Raw genomic sequence first — 15,037 nt, 5'->3', positions numbered from 1 at the left:
ACTTTTAAACGGTGAATGACGAGACCCAAGGTCTAAGCCGGTAAACAGCACCGGTTATTTCATATTAATTTTTAATAGCTGGCAAAGGCATAACTACTACGGAAACCGGCAAGTTACTTCCTGCAGCAGCAGTGAAATACATCTCTACACTTTCCTCGATATGCCCTGTGCGATACAGCACACTCATCTCATTTGGAGCCCATACTGCGCCGTTCGTCGGGATACCCACAACCTGATTGTTTACCATCGCATAGCCGGAATATTCGCCTCCACGCGGGTTGAACGTAATCAGTGAATACGGCGCTACATGATCCAATTTAACTTTATATACAACACCAAAATTACCGGCATTGGAAGCAGAAGAGCCGTCCAGACCGTCCGTACCAATCAGGTTCGGATCTACCTTATTATCACCAAGAACGATACGTTGAGCTGTTTTACCAACCTCTTCGGTATAATTGAGCGAGATATCAGCATTAGCGTACGTTCCACGGTTGTGAATTCCGTCTTTCGGAAGTTTTGCCAGAGTAGGCAGTACGGTCATAGGATCTGCATTCGCATCCACCATAATGACCGTATATTGGATTGGTTGATCCGTGTATAGATCGGACAATAGAGAAATGACCTGCTTTTGCTTCATTTTTTTCTCGTTCAAATCCTGCAAAATAATACGGCTTTCACCCGGATTCAGAACCGTACTAGAACGTTTGCTTCCATCTATCATAGATTGAAAATATTTTTGAATTGAAACTTTACCCGCTGCCGTCGCAAATTCAGATGGTCCAGCAAAACCGGAATTTTCGACATTCAGGTTGGTAGCAGTAATATTGTTGTTTGTCGCAATCACGTACATTTTCACATCTCGACCCGTTTCATTCACATGATGGACGAGTATGCGCGTGCTGCCTGATCCGGTTTCCTGATACACAATTCCGTCCTGAAATACACGTTCCGGGCTGTTAGCACGGATCAAAAGACGCGGAGAAGATGTACTAGTCAAAGGAATGGTAGCCATGGTAGGCACCTGACTGCCGTCTACTGTATATTTATCACCATATGGTGTGAAGATTTTATTGAAATCATCTTCGTTGTACAGCAATTCATTCGTAATTTTAATTGTTTCACTTTTGGTACCTGTTGCGCCGTGCTTATCAGTCACAGTGAGTGTGATTGTTACATCACCTGGTTGGAAGAAGGCAAGTTTCTTATTCTCCCAATCACGCTTAGTGATAGAATTCTCATCATCTGTACTCAGGTCGGTAATCGTGATTTTCTCACCCATTTTGTACTCTTTTTTATCAGTTGTAAACAGAGCCACTGGCGGCTGATTTGGTGGTCTTACTGTAATTGTAACTGAGTAAGGATCACTCCAGTTCCCAGCAGAGTCAAGAACAGAATAGGTAACTACATATGTACCCGGCTCCTGAAATACGTCCTGCTTACCTTCCCAACGTTGGTTCACAATCGGAAGACCTGTAGGAGAAGATTCCTTCGTCAAATACGTAACTTGGGTTTCGCCCGCATAGATATCTTTTTGTTGAACCGTGAAGGAAGCTTTAGGTTTCTGATTCAAATCCATGATAACTTGTTTAGTCGTATTATTCACAGTATAAGGAATATTTAAGGCCTGTGTAATCGAGGTCAATGGCACCATAAATACGTTCTTTTGCTGAAAAGCCGGTCCCTTCATTTGTCTGGCTTCACCGTTAACCGTATAAACCTTGCTGTCTGTTTTGAAGCGCATGACATTTGTTCCTTGTGTGATTACGGTTTCTTTGGTGGCAGTGTCATAACTAAACTGCAATCCGACACGGCTGACAAGTGAACGGATAGCTACATAGGAAACTCCGTCCTTCACGGTCATCGGCTGAGTTGCTGTGTACACCTGTCCGTTTTGTTCCATTTTCGCGCTGTTTAAGTACAAAATCAATTGATTAGCACCCATGGATGTTGGAGCTCCACCAGGATTGGTGATCGTTCCGTCTCCAACGTATACATCATTGGATACGTTCGATCCGTTGGTTGTATCCGTAGGTAGGCCAGTCAATGGATCATTGGATACGCCTGTGTTATTAGGTGCCACCGTGTCATTTTGTGTGCTAGTTCCATCTTGATCTCCGATGCTATTCTGAACGCCTGAATCAGCAGCATTGGCCTGAGCCTGCTGTGCGCTAACCGAATCGGTGGATTGAACGGTTGTTGATGCTGCTTCTGCTCCTACAGGCGCTACTGCGGCCACCTGAGCTACTGCCAAAGCGGTGAGCATGGTCCATTTCTTGAAATTCATTGTCTGTCTCCTTCTATCACCAAATTATTATCATTCCCGTAAAAAGTCATACTATTAGACGCGTCAGTTGTTAAAAAGTTTCTGGAGATTTTGCTTATCATGAAAAAAAGGGAACTTTCTCCTGTGACTGCAAAGAAATAAATAGAATATCGTTTAGATATTCTCAGAGTGTCGAGAAAGTCTAGAGGACTTTTCGACACTTCTATTTTTATATGGGGAGACGCATCTTTTAAAACAAAAATCGATTTAAAACGATCTGAGGACCCTAGTTTTTAGACCACTAAGACAGTTTTAAACCCCCTGCAAAAAAACAGGGGGTTTCTCGACAGCCTGAGAATATCGTTTAGATATTCTATTCATTGGACTTAATACACTGAAAATCTATTAAACAAGCAATAGCAATAACAAGACGGGTTTCTCTTCCACTTATTTATCTAATCTCAAAAAAATTTCTTAATTTAAATAAAGTCTTTTTCATGTTTTATATATAAGCAAAATATATAATTCCAAAATGCATAGAATAAAGATATGTACAAAAAAGCGGAAAACAAAATAAGGGTTGCTTACCAGTAAAAATATAGATCTATTAAAAAAGGGTGTCCCAAGTCATAAATTGACTTTAGACACCCAATAAATAATCTATCTATCAAGGCCAAGTTAGAGTAAAAGTTCCGTTATTATTATAGGATTGGACGCGAACTGTATGATAGCCATATAAACCACTCACATGAAAACTAGTTCCTTCACTTGGATTTCTATCTCGCTGGTAGACATGTCTACCGTTACTATCATAAATATCAATACTATATAAATCTGAACTGCTTAGACTCGTATAAATCTGAACATCTAGAGAGCCGTTCAAATAAATAGAGGCGGAGGTTTGACCAAGTTGATATGATCTTGATCCTTGAGGTGTAACTACACTCTCAGATTGTACAATAGATGATTGCGAACTTGAGTTTAAGCTAACTCCACTTTCTTCAGCATAGGTTTGTTGAGTAGGTAATAAACTTAAAGTTAAAGTGAGAGCTGAGAGAGCAGTTAAACCTAACAACTTAGATTTTTCCATGTTTCTTGTCTCCTTTATTTTTTAGTTTCTACAAATTAATACTATAACAGTTAGGCGAAAAAGTAAACATTTTTTTCCTTATTATAATATGTTTGAGTTTTTATTTTAATAATTCCTGAAATATAGTTATTATTCAAAGATTATAAAACAATTACAAACAAATTTTGGGTTGAATGACTTTCAAAAAAATATAGAGCAATCTCTAGAAGCTAAACCTTATATGGTATTCGTGTTTTCACTATCCCACCCAAATGCAGTGTAGTATATTTATACGGCTAAATGTTCATAGAAATAACCTTTATCTCGATTGAGATTTCCTTCATTTAATCATATCGCTTTAACTTCTACCAAATACAATACAAAATTGTATAAAATCAATGCTCCTACTAGTCAAAACTCAAAGTATACGTCTGAAAATACAACCTACTATTAGAGCATTTAACCTCAAAAGAACTACCCTAAAAGAAGCAATTGGATCCTCACTTAAAATTTTCTTTTACGTATCTTAATGCTAAGAATTTATACCCTTTTACCAAAGTAAGAAAAAGTGGATAGCCAAAGGCATTTCTATTTTAAAAACATTAAATATTTCAAAAAAATAAAACAGCTTGCACCATTTCAATATTGGTACAAGCTGATTATTTAGTCTTCTTTATTTTTCCTAATTAAAAAATACGAACATTTAACCTTTTTAATATCTCTAATACAAACTACCCCAATATTATAACGGACGACAGACAGCATTCTTTCCAGCAGTCTCCAGACGACCCTCTTCAATGAGTCGGTAAGCACGTTGAACTTCTTCATCTGTAGGAGATGGAACTCCCTCCAACGGATACTCCTTACCAAGCATTTCCCATTTGTAAACACCCATTTGATGGTAAGGTAAAATTTCGAATTTCTCGACTCCGTTCAACGTTCCGATAAACCGTCCCAAATTCAATAAATCTTGCTCGTCATCATGAATACCCGGTACAAATACGTGTCTAATCCACATTTTGCGCCCTTGCTCAGACAACCAGCGAGCCGTACTTAGCATACGGTCGTTAGACTTGCCTGTAAGCTTAATATGCTTGTCATTGTCAATATGCTTAATATCCAGTAGCACCAAGTCTGTTACGTCCAGCAGTTCATGGATACGGCCCGCGTCATTAAATCCGTTACTGTCCAGTGTCGTGTGCAAATTCCACCGACGTTTTACTTCTTTAAACAGCTCTTCGACAAAATGAGCTTGCAGCGTCGGTTCTCCACCGGATACGGTCAATCCGCCTCCGGAAGAACGGTAATAGGCTAAATACGGCTCAATCTCAGCCAATACCTCCTCCAACGTCATCGGATTACCTTCATTCAAGGCCCAAGTGTCCGGGTTATGGCAATATTGACATTTCAACAAGCATCCTTGCATAAAGAGCACGAAGCGGATGCCGGGACCATCGACGGTCCCGAAGGTTTCCAATGAGTGTATGTGACCTTTCAACATGTTGCATCATCCTTCCCGCATCCGCTATGCGTGCGTCATTGTAATACTTATTTACATTGTACCGTGGAAAGTACGGTTAATAACATCCAATTGTTGTTCACGAGTCAGCTTGATAAAGTTAACGGCATAGCCGGAAACACGAATCGTAAGCTGTGGATAGTTTTCTGGGTGCTCCATTGCATCCAACAGTTGTTCGCGAGCAAACACATTGACATTCAGATGATGTGCGTGGCTTCCAAAGTAGCCATCCATCATCGAAACAAGGTTTGTTTTGCGTGTTTCTTCTTCTTTACCCAGTGCTTTAGGCACGATGGAGAAGGTGTTCGAGATACCATCCAGACTGTGTTCATAAGGCAATTTGGCTACGGAACTCAGAGATGCCAAAGCACCTTTTTTATCACGACCGTGCATTGGGTTTGCCCCTGGTGCAAACGGTTCGCCTGCTTTACGTCCATCTGGTGTTGTACCTGTTTTCTTACCGTACACCACGTTTGAAGTAATAGTCAGTACAGATTGAGTAGGAACCGCATTACGATAAGCTTTATGCTTGCGAATCATACTCATGAAGCTTTCTACCAGTTCCACAGCGATGTTATCTACACGGTCATCGTTGTTACCATAGCAAGGATATTCGCCTTCGATTTCAAAGTCAACGGCAATCCCTTTTTCGTTACGGATTGGTTTAACTTTTGCAAATTTAATGGCACTCAAGGAGTCGGTAGCAACTGACAGACCCGCAATACCACAAGCCATGGTACGGAGAATATCACGATCATGCAACGCCATTTCAATGCGTTCGTAACTATATTTATCATGCATGTAGTGAATAACATTCAAAGTGTTCATGTACAGTTTTGCCAACCATTCCATCATAGGTTTGAAGCGGCTCAACACTTCTTCATAATCCAGAACTTCACCTGTAATGGCTGGGAATTCAGGCCCTACTTGAACGCCAGATTTTTCATCTTTACCACCGTTAATTGCATACAGCAGAGCTTTAGCCAAGTTGGCACGAGCACCAAAGAATTGCATTTGCTTACCGATTTTCATTGCCGATACACAACAAGCAATACCATAATCGTCTCCATAAATTGGACGCATCAGATCGTCATTTTCGTACTGAATGGAGCTAGTTTCAATAGAAACTTTCGCACAATACTTTTTGAAGCCTTCAGGCAATTTTTCCGACCACAGTACAGTCAGGTTCGGCTCCGGTGCAGGTCCCAGATTGTAGAGGGTGTGCAGGAAACGGAAGCTGTTTTTAGTTACCCGAGTTTCTCCAGTTACGGACATACCACCAATGGACTCAGTAACCCAAGTTGGATCTCCACTGAATAGTTCATTATAGTCAGGTGTGCGCAAGAACTTAACAATACGCAATTTCATAACAAAATGATCGACTAGTTCTTGAGCTTGTTCTTCTGTCATTGTACCCTCTTCCATATCACGTTGAGAGTAAATATCAAGGAAGGAAGATACACGTCCTAAGGACATTGCTGCACCATTTTGTTCTTTGATTGCTGCAAGATATCCAAAATATACCCATTGGAAAGCTTCTTTCGCATTGTTAGCAGGTTTGGAAATATCAAAACCGTGCTCAGCAGCCATTTGTTTCAGTTCATTCAAAGCACGAATTTGTTCGGAAATTTCCTCACGAAGACGAATTACGTCTTCTTCCATGGAATCAACTTCAAGGCTTTTCAGTTGCAGCTTTTTATCTTGGATCAAGAAGGCTACACCATACAAAGCTACACGACGATAGTCACCGATAATACGACCACGACCGTATGCATCTGGCAGACCAGTAATGATACCAGCTTTACGGGCTGCTCTCATTTCATCTGTATAAGCGTCAAATACACCTTGGTTGTGAGTTTTACGAATATGAGTGAAGATATCAATGATACTTTCTGGTACTTCAAAACCATAGGCTTTACAAGCGTCGATCATCATCCGAATTCCACCAAACGGCTGCAAAGAGCGTTTGAATGGAGCATCTGTTTGTACACCGACAATTTGCTCTTTATCCCGGTCTAGATAACCCGGTTTATGTGAAATAATAGTGGATGGCGTATTCACGTCTACATCAAGCACGCCGCCGTTTGCCAACTCTTTTTTAGTAAGATCGGATACAATATCCCACAATGCAGTTGTGTTGGCGGTAGGACCAACCAAAAATTCTTCATTGCCAACATAAGGTAAGATATTAGTTTCAATAAAATCGTTGACGTTGACTTCTTTAGTCCATTTGCCTTTTTTAAAACCTCTCCAGCCAGATTGTTGCTCTTGTAATTCTCTCTCAATCACCGACATGTAAATCCCTCCAAATTGTTTGGTCTTCCGGACTTGTGATTTTTTTCACGATAAAGCTATTTCTTGAGCCCGGCCTTTTCACCGATGCCTTACGCTCAGTGTCGGGACCTTTCTTACACCCTTATTGTAGAATAATGATAGAGTGTAGTATGTGACAAAAATCACAATATGAGTGATTTTTGTCACTTTATTTTCCCTAGCTTCACGCCTATATCCTTAGCCTTGCCGTTCACCTCCCTTCCCAAACCAACAGGCCCTCTATATAGAGAGCCTGCATCGGTATTGAACGAGAAAATGCTTTTTCACAAGCCTCTTCGTACCTATTATATTATTGGTCAAAACGTCCGTAGAAGGCATTGCGATAGACATCAGCCAACTCAGTAACCAGCGGCAACTTCGGATTCGCAGTTGTACATTGATCTTCAAATGCGCGGTCAGCCAGATAGTCTACACGTGATTCGAAATCCTTTGCATCGAAACCGATTTGTTGGAACGATTCCTCGATACCAAGTGTTTTATTCATTTTACGGATCGCTTCGATCAAGCTGTTAACCCCTTCTTCGGTGGTGCGTGCAGGCAGTCCCAGTATGCGCGCGATTTCTGCATAACGCTCATCCGCAACAAAGTGCGAATATTTAGGGAACGAAGCAAATTTTGTCGGTTTTTTCGCATTATAGCGAATGACGTGCGGCAATAAAATGGCATTCGTGCGGCCATGCGCTGTATGGTATTGTCCACCCCATTTATGTGCAAGACTGTGGTTAATGCCCAAGAATGCATTAGCAAATGCCATACCAGCAAGTGTAGAAGCATTATGCATTTTTTCACGAGCCAGCTTATCACCAGTCAGAGCCGATTGTTCTAGGTATTGGAATACCAATTGAATGGCTTTAATTGCCAGACCATCTGTGTAGTCATTAGCCATTACGGACACGTAAGCCTCGATAGCATGTGTCAGAACATCCATACCTGTGTCCGCTACAGCTGTTTTAGGTAGCGAATATACAAACACTGGGTCAATAATTGCCACATCAGGAGTCAACTCATAGTCAGCCAGTGGGTACTTCGTGTCGCCCAGGTTTTTGTCTGTAATTACTGCGAACGATGTAACTTCGGAACCTGTACCCGAGGTTGTAGGGATAGCTACAAATTGTGCTTTTTGGCCCAGACGTGGGTACTTGTAAATCCGTTTACGGATATCCATGAATTTTTGTTTTAAATTATTGAAATCAGTATCTGGATATTCATAGAACATCCACATGCCTTTAGCAGCATCCATTGGGGAACCGCCACCCAGTGCGATGATGCAATCCGGTTGGAAACGTCTCATCATTTCAGTACCACGTTCTACCGTAACTGTCGATGGATCTGGCTCTACTTCAGAGAACACTTCGATAGCTACTGGTGTTTGGCGTTGATGCAGATAATGAATAACACGATCTACATATCCCAGTTGTACCATCATAGGGTCTGTGATAATGGCTACACGTGTGATATCAGGCATTTTAGCAAGATACTGTGTCGAGTTTTTCTCAAAATAGATTTTGGAAGGTACTTTGAACCATTGCATATTCACCGTCCGTTTCGCCACCCTTTTCACATTAATCAAATTGACTGCCGATACGTTCGACGAAGTCGAGTTACGACCATACGAACCGCAACCGAGTGTCAACGAAGGAAGGTTGGTGTTGTAAATGTCGCCAATCGCACCATGTGTGGAAGGTGCATTTACAATGATACGTCCTGTTTGCAGACGGTTTGCGAAGCGAGCGATAACGTCCTCATCGTTCGAATGAATAGCGGACGAGTGGCCCATGCCCCCGAATTCCACGACTTCAGCAGCACGTTGAATACCTTGTTCCGCATTTTTTACTTTATAGCAAGCCAATACAGGACTCAATTTTTCCGCAGACAATGGGAATTTTGTTCCTACCCCTTCAATCTCAGCGACCAAAATTTTAGTTCCTGCTGGTACTGTGATACCACTCATTTCAGCAATTTTCACAGCAGACTGCCCCACGATTGCTGGGTTCACTGCACATTTCTCGACATTCATAGCTCCTTGAGTGAGCTTAGCTGCTTCTTCTTTATTTACAAAATAGCAGCCGTTAGCGATCATCAATTTTTTCACTTGTTCGAAGATTGGCTCTTCGATAATAACCGCTTGCTCGGAAGCACAAATCATACCGTTGTCGAAAGATTTAGAGAGGATGAGATCGTTCACAGCCTGCTTGATGTCTGCTGTTTTTTCAATAAAGCAAGGCACGTTACCTGGGCCTACACCCAGAGCAGGTTTACCGCAGCTATATGCCGCCTTAACCATGCCTGATCCACCAGTTGCCAAAATCAGCGCCACATCAGGGTGGTTCATCAGTACATTGGTCTTATCCATCGAAGGTGCTTCAATCCATTGAATACAATCAGCTGGAGCACCATGTTTAACAGCTGCTTCGAGCAAGACGCGGGCTGCTTCCGCACTACACGATTGAGCAGATGGATGGAAACCGAAAATGATTGGGTTACGTGTTTTAATGGCAATCAGCGCTTTGAACATCGTAGTCGAAGTCGGGTTTGTCACTGGAGTGATCCCCATGATAATGCCGACTGGCTCTGCTATCTTTTGAAAACTGTCAAAATCATTGTCCTCAATGACACCGACGGTTTTTTCATTTTTGATACTATGATAGACATATTCTGTTGCAAACATGTTTTTGGTGATTTTGTCCTCGTACACACCGCGTCCTGTTTCTTCAACAGCCATCTTCGCTAGGTACATGTGTTTATCCATCCCTGCGAGTGCCATAGCTTGTACGATTTCGTCAATCTGTTCCTGATTCATACTCATGAAAGCTTGCTGTGCCCGGTTCCCCCGGTCAATCAGCGTTTGAATATACTGCTCTGCGCTTTGCTCTTTTTGGATAACCTCGTTTTTAACAGCCATTTCCCTCATCCTCCTGTTATCTCGTGTACTATCTCTTGTTCACGCACTGATCGTAACACAGCTTTTCAAGATATATTGTGATTTTTTTCACAATCTATTTAAAATTTTATTTTATGAAGTGAATTAAATCACAAAGTTTGGAATTCTGCCACTTTTACCCCCTCTTCTTGCCCCAAAAACGCATTGCGCAGGTATATAATGAATTTGAATTGATCAAGTTGCAGATAAAAAACATAGGATACAAAGGGGAAATGGACGATGAGAAACCCTACAAATGTAATGGAAGCCCGCGGCAACACCTGTTGCTTCTCGGAGGCCAGCTTCAACCGGTTGCAAGTGATGATGAAAGATCGAGTTATGCCTGAAAGCTCGCATCTGTTCTGGGAAGGAGATACAGCGGATAAGCTGTTTTATATTAAGCGCGGACGCGTGAAAGTAACCAAAACAACGGATGAAGGTAAGGAACTTATTCTATATATGTATCAAAGCGGCGATCTTGTTGGTCAAGCTGATCCATTTTTCGGTACTAAGCATTCCTTTTCTGCTGAGGTTCTGGAAGATAGTGATATTGGCGTAATCGATCATACAGATTTGGAACTGCTTATTTGCCAGCATTGTGATTTTGCGATTGACTTTATGAAATGGATGGGTTCGCATCACCGTATTACTCAGACTAAGTTCCGCGATTTGATGATGTACGGCAAGCCAGGTGCTTTATGTTCAACACTCATCCGTCTATGCAATACCTATGGTGAGCCTCACGGCGAACATATCCTGATTCATAAGAAAATTACTCATACTGACTTATCTAATATGATCGGTGCGACTCGGGAAAGCGTAAACCGGATGCTTAGTGATCTACGTAAGAAAAATGCAGTAGAATACGATAACGGCATGATTGTTGTCAAGGATTTGGAAATGCTGCAAGGCGTGTGTCATTGTGAATTGTGCCCTCGTGAGATTTGCCGGATATAATGAATCGTTATTTATGTAAAAGGGAGTGTTATAAGCCATTATAGCTTATAACACTCCCTAATTTATTTCCACTCCCCTACTTATACAGGAGCAGTAGCGAAGCATTTTAACAATAGTCCTTCTTCTGGCAACAAACTTTCTAAAACTGTAAGCATAGATAACTTAAATTCCCCATCTCATAGCTTCTATGGATGACCTTGGCTTTGTTTGCAGGATTTCCACTCCCCATCGCAATAAACAACGGTACAAAGTGCTCTGCTCTTGGTACGGCCTGACGAGCATACGGTGCTTCACTTTCATAGTGATCCAAAGCCTCTATATCTCTATTTTGCACTTTTTCAATAATCCAATCATCAAAATCTATAGCCCAAGATTCTGTTTTCGTTTCCCCCCATTTGACGATACGCAGATTATGAACAGTCACGCCACTGCCAATGACCAGAATATCCTGTTCTCCCAGTCCACGCAGCACTTCACCAATGACATATTGTTCTTTGGGCGAGAGATATGGATTTACAGAGATCTGAACTACCGGAATGTCTGCCTCAGGATACATACGATGCAACAATGTCCAGGATCCATGATCCAGTCCCCTCACCCGATCAGTTTGTACGTCAATACCCTTTTGTTCATATAATTTTTTCAGCTTATTGGCCAGTTCGACAGAGCCATGTGCTGGATATTTCACCGCGTACAGTTCCGGTGGGAAACCACCAAAATCATAAATGGTATCCGTACACGTCATCCATCGAACTGATCGTCAACGTTTGCGCTTCCCAATGAGCAGTAAAGATAACAACCGCTTTAGGACGAATGCTTTTCCCCAGTTGCTCTAAAAATGAAGTATAGCCCGTCTGTTCAATAGCAAGCATCGGTGAGCCGTGGGCTAAAAATAAAGATGGCATCATATAAATATCCCCTTGTCATCAATAATTTATTTTATTCATTAAGTAACTTTATGTAAGTAATAGTACATAAGTAACAGAGTTATGTCAACACAGACTTCAACATACACTTAGATCAGTGATTCCATAAATAAAGATTGATATAGGTATAAGGTCATAGTAATATGTAACTAATAAATTTTGAAATTTCACTACACTTCGATACAAAGGACTGGTTTCTATGGAGATACATACTTCTAATTGCCCAAAATGTGGTTCCGTTTTTCGTCAGAACCTTAGAAACCTGTGTAGTACTTGTATTCAGGAAGAAAATATATTCTTAGACCGCTGTTCTAACTATCTATGGAAGCATCCTTCTACTCATACCTGCCAGCTCAGTGATGTAACCGGCACACCTATAGAATTACTCATAGACTGGGTAAGAGCAGGCAAGTTTCCCTCCACATACAGTCAGCTTGATTATCCTTGTGAGTCCTGCCGTTCCCCTATTTATGCAGGGAGACTTTGCCATTCCTGTCTGGGTACATTCCGTTCGGCCGCGCTGGATATTCAAACCCGTGTGCCCCGCCGTGCAACAGCAGCATTATTCTCAGTTGCAGGGCGAGTCAAAGGCTATTAAGCCGTGCTACCTATGCACATCATTTCTGTGATATGGATAAGTAGTCCTATACACAAAATAAAAAAACAGCCTTTTTCCTAGGAAAAGGCTGTTTTGCTATGAGAAACGCTTATTTAGTTTGGTGCTCATCTAATCCATTCCTCAGCCCAAAATTGAATCTGTTCCATAACCGGCTGAAGTGCACGGCCTTTGGTTGTTAGCTCGTATTCAATGCGGACAGGAGTTTCCGGATATACATGACGTGTAAGAATTCCTTCATTTTCCAAATCTTTCATCCGCTCTGATAACATTTTGTCACTCATTGTGGGAATCAGATTGGAAATATCCTTAAACCGCTTAGGACCGCTCATCATGGATTGAATAATTAATCCATTCCAACGCTTGCCCAAACATGAAAAGGCGGTTTCAAAACGCGGACACATTTTTGCACATTGCGGTTGACTCTCCAAATTTTTCACCTTCTTTTGCATTTCGGTTTGATAAAGCTTTCCTTTTGTTAGTATATATCATTTTAGCATACTTTATCCCGAAAGAAAACACTTTCTTCTTAAATTAAATACCTGCGCCGATAAAGTTGCCATGACCAAAACTGATTATACAACAAACCAACACAGCAGGTATATGTCTAAATCATTAAATACAAAAAGGCGGAATCCCAGGAGGTTCCGCCTATCAATCTGTTCATTATACAGCTCATCTATATGTGATGATTGTCATTATACCAACACTCCACCGAGAGGCCTTACAGGTTCACTTCTACCATATATTGGTTTGTTAATACTTGTCGAAGAAGTCCAACGAATGCTGTTGGCGATAACTTTCAAAATATCAGGCTGGTAATAAGTCGGATAGGTCTCATGACCTGGGCGGAAATAGAATATCTTACCGCTACCTCGGCGGAAGGTACATCCGGTTCTAAATACTTCGCCGCCTTCAAAGTTACTAACAAATACCAGTTCATCAGGCGTAGGAATATCAAAGAACTCGCCATACATCTCTTCCTGCTTCAACAAAATTTTGGCATCTATGCCTTCTGCAATGGGATGTGACGGATTCACCGACCAAATAATCTCCTGTTCACCTGCCACCCTCCATTTCAGGTCACAGCTAGTGCCCATTAGGGCTTTGAATGGCTTGGAAAAATGGCCTGAGTGCAGCACGATCAACCCCATTCCTTCCTGCACTCGCTTGACAACACGCGCCGTAACTTCATCGCTCACCTGATCGTGGGCTTTATGCCCCCACCACAGCAGCACATCTGTGGAATTCAGAATATCTTCTCCCAAACCATGCTCGGCATCATCACGCAGAGTAGCTGTTCGAATGGCAAATCCCTCTCCTGCCAGGCCGTCAGCCAACGCTTTGTGTATCCCGTCAGGATATATCTGTTTGGCTTCATCATTCAACTTTTCGTTCAAAAATTCATTCCAAATGGTGACGTTAATCATCAACATTTCCCCCTATTAGGTTAGACCCACCACATCTCGCTCAGCGGTTCTTCAATTAGTACCTGGCGAAGATTGTGGACAGCCTTAGTAAAGCCTTCCTCCACGGACATCAGACCATCTTCATGCTCAATACTCACTACATAATCGTATCCCACCAGACGCAGGGCACTGATAATATCTGCCCAGGTTTTTACATCATGCCCATAGCCCACAGTTCGGAACTGCCAAGCACGATCTAGCATTTTCGTATATTCCTGCATATCGGTAAGTCCATATTTATTTACATTGATCGGATCAATCGTCGTATCCTTGGCATGAAAATGGTGAATGGCTCCCTCTCGGCCCAAAATTTGAACCGCCTGCACTGGGTCAATTCCCTGCCACCACATATGGCTCGGATCCAGATTAGCACCAATAACCTCTCCCGCAGCTTCACGCAAACGAAGCAAGGTCGCTGGTGTATGAACGGAGAAGCCCCCGTGTAGCTCCAGCCCAATTTTAACATGATGATCTGCTGCAAATTTCCCCGTCTCGGTCCAGTAAGGAATAATTTTATTCTCCCATTGCCACTTCAACACTTCCTGAAAATCATTAGGCCACGGAGCCACAGGCCAGTTTGGATATTTCGCATCCTCGTGATCACCCGGACAGCCAGAGAAAGTGTTCACAACTGGAACTTCCAGCTTTTCTGCCAATCGAACGGTTTTAAGAAACGTATCATGATCAGCCTGGGCCAAATGCTTTTGCGGATGGAGAGGATTGCCGTGACAGCTAAGCGCACTAATCGTTAGTCCGCGGGACTCTACTGCCTTTTTGAAATTTTTGAGCGCTGTATCATTCTCCAGCAACTCATCCGGCTTACAATGCTTATCCCCAGGGTTGCCGCCTGTACCGATTTCTACAGCATCCAATCCTTGAGAAGCCACATAATCCAGCGCCTCCTCCAGCGAACGTCCGCCAAACAACACCATAAATACTCCAAGTTTCAAAAGAAATCCCT

General features: G+C 42.1%; 9 protein-coding genes and 1 pseudogene. 1 reads left to right on the top strand and 9 read right to left on the bottom strand.

What is annotated here, in order from left to right; all coding sequences use genetic code 11:
• Nucleotides 1-64: 64 nt before the first annotated feature.
• The 5 genes from NLX74_RS07555 to adhE all read right to left on the bottom strand — a co-directional run bounded on the left by NLX74_RS07555 (nucleotide 65) and on the right by adhE (nucleotide 10,090).
• A complete protein-coding gene (locus NLX74_RS07555; RefSeq protein WP_235309535.1) occupies nucleotides 65-2,287 on the bottom strand; it encodes a copper amine oxidase N-terminal domain-containing protein in 2,223 nt (740 codons plus the stop codon).
• A 646-nt stretch (nucleotides 2,288-2,933) separates the two neighbouring features.
• Nucleotides 2,934-3,356: a T9SS type A sorting domain-containing protein gene (locus tag NLX74_RS07550; protein ID WP_235309534.1), complete on the bottom strand. Its 423-nt coding sequence runs from the start codon at nucleotides 3,354-3,356 to the stop codon at nucleotides 2,934-2,936.
• 721 nt (nucleotides 3,357-4,077) lie between these two features.
• Nucleotides 4,078-4,836: a pyruvate formate-lyase-activating protein gene (gene pflA, locus NLX74_RS07545; protein ID WP_254328374.1), complete on the bottom strand. Its 759-nt coding sequence runs from the start codon at nucleotides 4,834-4,836 to the stop codon at nucleotides 4,078-4,080.
• Between the two features lie 51 nt (nucleotides 4,837-4,887).
• Complete coding sequence (pflB, locus tag NLX74_RS07540) at nucleotides 4,888-7,149, bottom strand: formate C-acetyltransferase (protein WP_061829055.1); 2,262 nt, start codon at nucleotides 7,147-7,149, stop codon at nucleotides 4,888-4,890.
• Between the two features lie 328 nt (nucleotides 7,150-7,477).
• Nucleotides 7,478-10,090, bottom strand: a complete 2,613-nt coding sequence (adhE, locus tag NLX74_RS07535; protein WP_061829054.1) for a bifunctional acetaldehyde-CoA/alcohol dehydrogenase — start codon at nucleotides 10,088-10,090, stop codon at nucleotides 7,478-7,480.
• Between the two features lie 258 nt (nucleotides 10,091-10,348).
• Here adhE and NLX74_RS07530 point away from each other — a divergent pair, with 258 nt between their 5' ends.
• A complete protein-coding gene (locus tag NLX74_RS07530) occupies nucleotides 10,349-11,065 on the top strand; it encodes a Crp/Fnr family transcriptional regulator (protein WP_013310849.1) in 717 nt (238 codons plus the stop codon).
• Between the two features lie 139 nt (nucleotides 11,066-11,204).
• Here NLX74_RS07530 and NLX74_RS07525 read toward each other — a convergent pair.
• The 4 genes and pseudogenes from NLX74_RS07525 to NLX74_RS07510 all read right to left on the bottom strand — a co-directional run bounded on the left by NLX74_RS07525 (nucleotide 11,205) and on the right by NLX74_RS07510 (nucleotide 15,026).
• A pseudogene (locus tag NLX74_RS07525) lies at nucleotides 11,205-11,973 on the bottom strand (DODA-type extradiol aromatic ring-opening family dioxygenase).
• A gap of 741 nt (nucleotides 11,974-12,714) precedes the next feature.
• Nucleotides 12,715-13,059: a winged helix-turn-helix transcriptional regulator gene (locus NLX74_RS07520; RefSeq protein ID WP_071641521.1), complete on the bottom strand. Its 345-nt coding sequence runs from the start codon at nucleotides 13,057-13,059 to the stop codon at nucleotides 12,715-12,717.
• A gap of 246 nt (nucleotides 13,060-13,305) precedes the next feature.
• Nucleotides 13,306-14,037, bottom strand: a complete 732-nt coding sequence (locus NLX74_RS07515; protein ID WP_235309530.1) for a ThuA domain-containing protein — start codon at nucleotides 14,035-14,037, stop codon at nucleotides 13,306-13,308.
• A gap of 20 nt (nucleotides 14,038-14,057) precedes the next feature.
• Nucleotides 14,058-15,026 carry a sugar phosphate isomerase/epimerase family protein gene (locus NLX74_RS07510; protein ID WP_061829051.1) on the bottom strand — a complete coding sequence of 323 codons (969 nt, stop codon included), beginning with the start codon at nucleotides 15,024-15,026 and terminating at the stop codon, nucleotides 14,058-14,060.
• Nucleotides 15,027-15,037 lie beyond the last annotated feature (11 nt).

This window comes from Paenibacillus sp. MZ03-122A, from assembly GCF_024213325.1.
Lineage (GTDB): Bacteria > Bacillota > Bacilli > Paenibacillales > Paenibacillaceae > Paenibacillus > Paenibacillus polymyxa_B.
The sequence above is the reverse complement of the archived record's forward strand: the minus strand, read 5'-3'. Positions and strand labels throughout refer to the sequence as shown.

What these genes read in the sequence shown, in the direction of transcription:
- pflA (WP_254328374.1), bottom strand. Translation starts at nt 4,836, where the DNA reads ATGTTGAAAGGTCACATACACTCATTGGAAACCTTCGGGACCGTCGAT.
- NLX74_RS07520 (WP_071641521.1), bottom strand. Translation starts at nt 13,059, where the DNA reads ATGCAAAAGAAGGTGAAAAATTTGGAGAGTCAACCGCAATGTGCAAAA.
- adhE (WP_061829054.1), bottom strand. Translation starts at nt 10,090, where the DNA reads ATGGCTGTTAAAAACGAGGTTATCCAAAAAGAGCAAAGCGCAGAGCAG.
- NLX74_RS07555 (WP_235309535.1), bottom strand. Translation starts at nt 2,287, where the DNA reads ATGAATTTCAAGAAATGGACCATGCTCACCGCTTTGGCAGTAGCTCAG.
- NLX74_RS07530 (WP_013310849.1), top strand. Translation starts at nt 10,349, where the DNA reads ATGAGAAACCCTACAAATGTAATGGAAGCCCGCGGCAACACCTGTTGC.
- NLX74_RS07550 (WP_235309534.1), bottom strand. Translation starts at nt 3,356, where the DNA reads ATGGAAAAATCTAAGTTGTTAGGTTTAACTGCTCTCTCAGCTCTCACT.
- pflB (WP_061829055.1), bottom strand. Translation starts at nt 7,149, where the DNA reads ATGTCGGTGATTGAGAGAGAATTACAAGAGCAACAATCTGGCTGGAGA.
- NLX74_RS07515 (WP_235309530.1), bottom strand. Translation starts at nt 14,037, where the DNA reads ATGATTAACGTCACCATTTGGAATGAATTTTTGAACGAAAAGTTGAAT.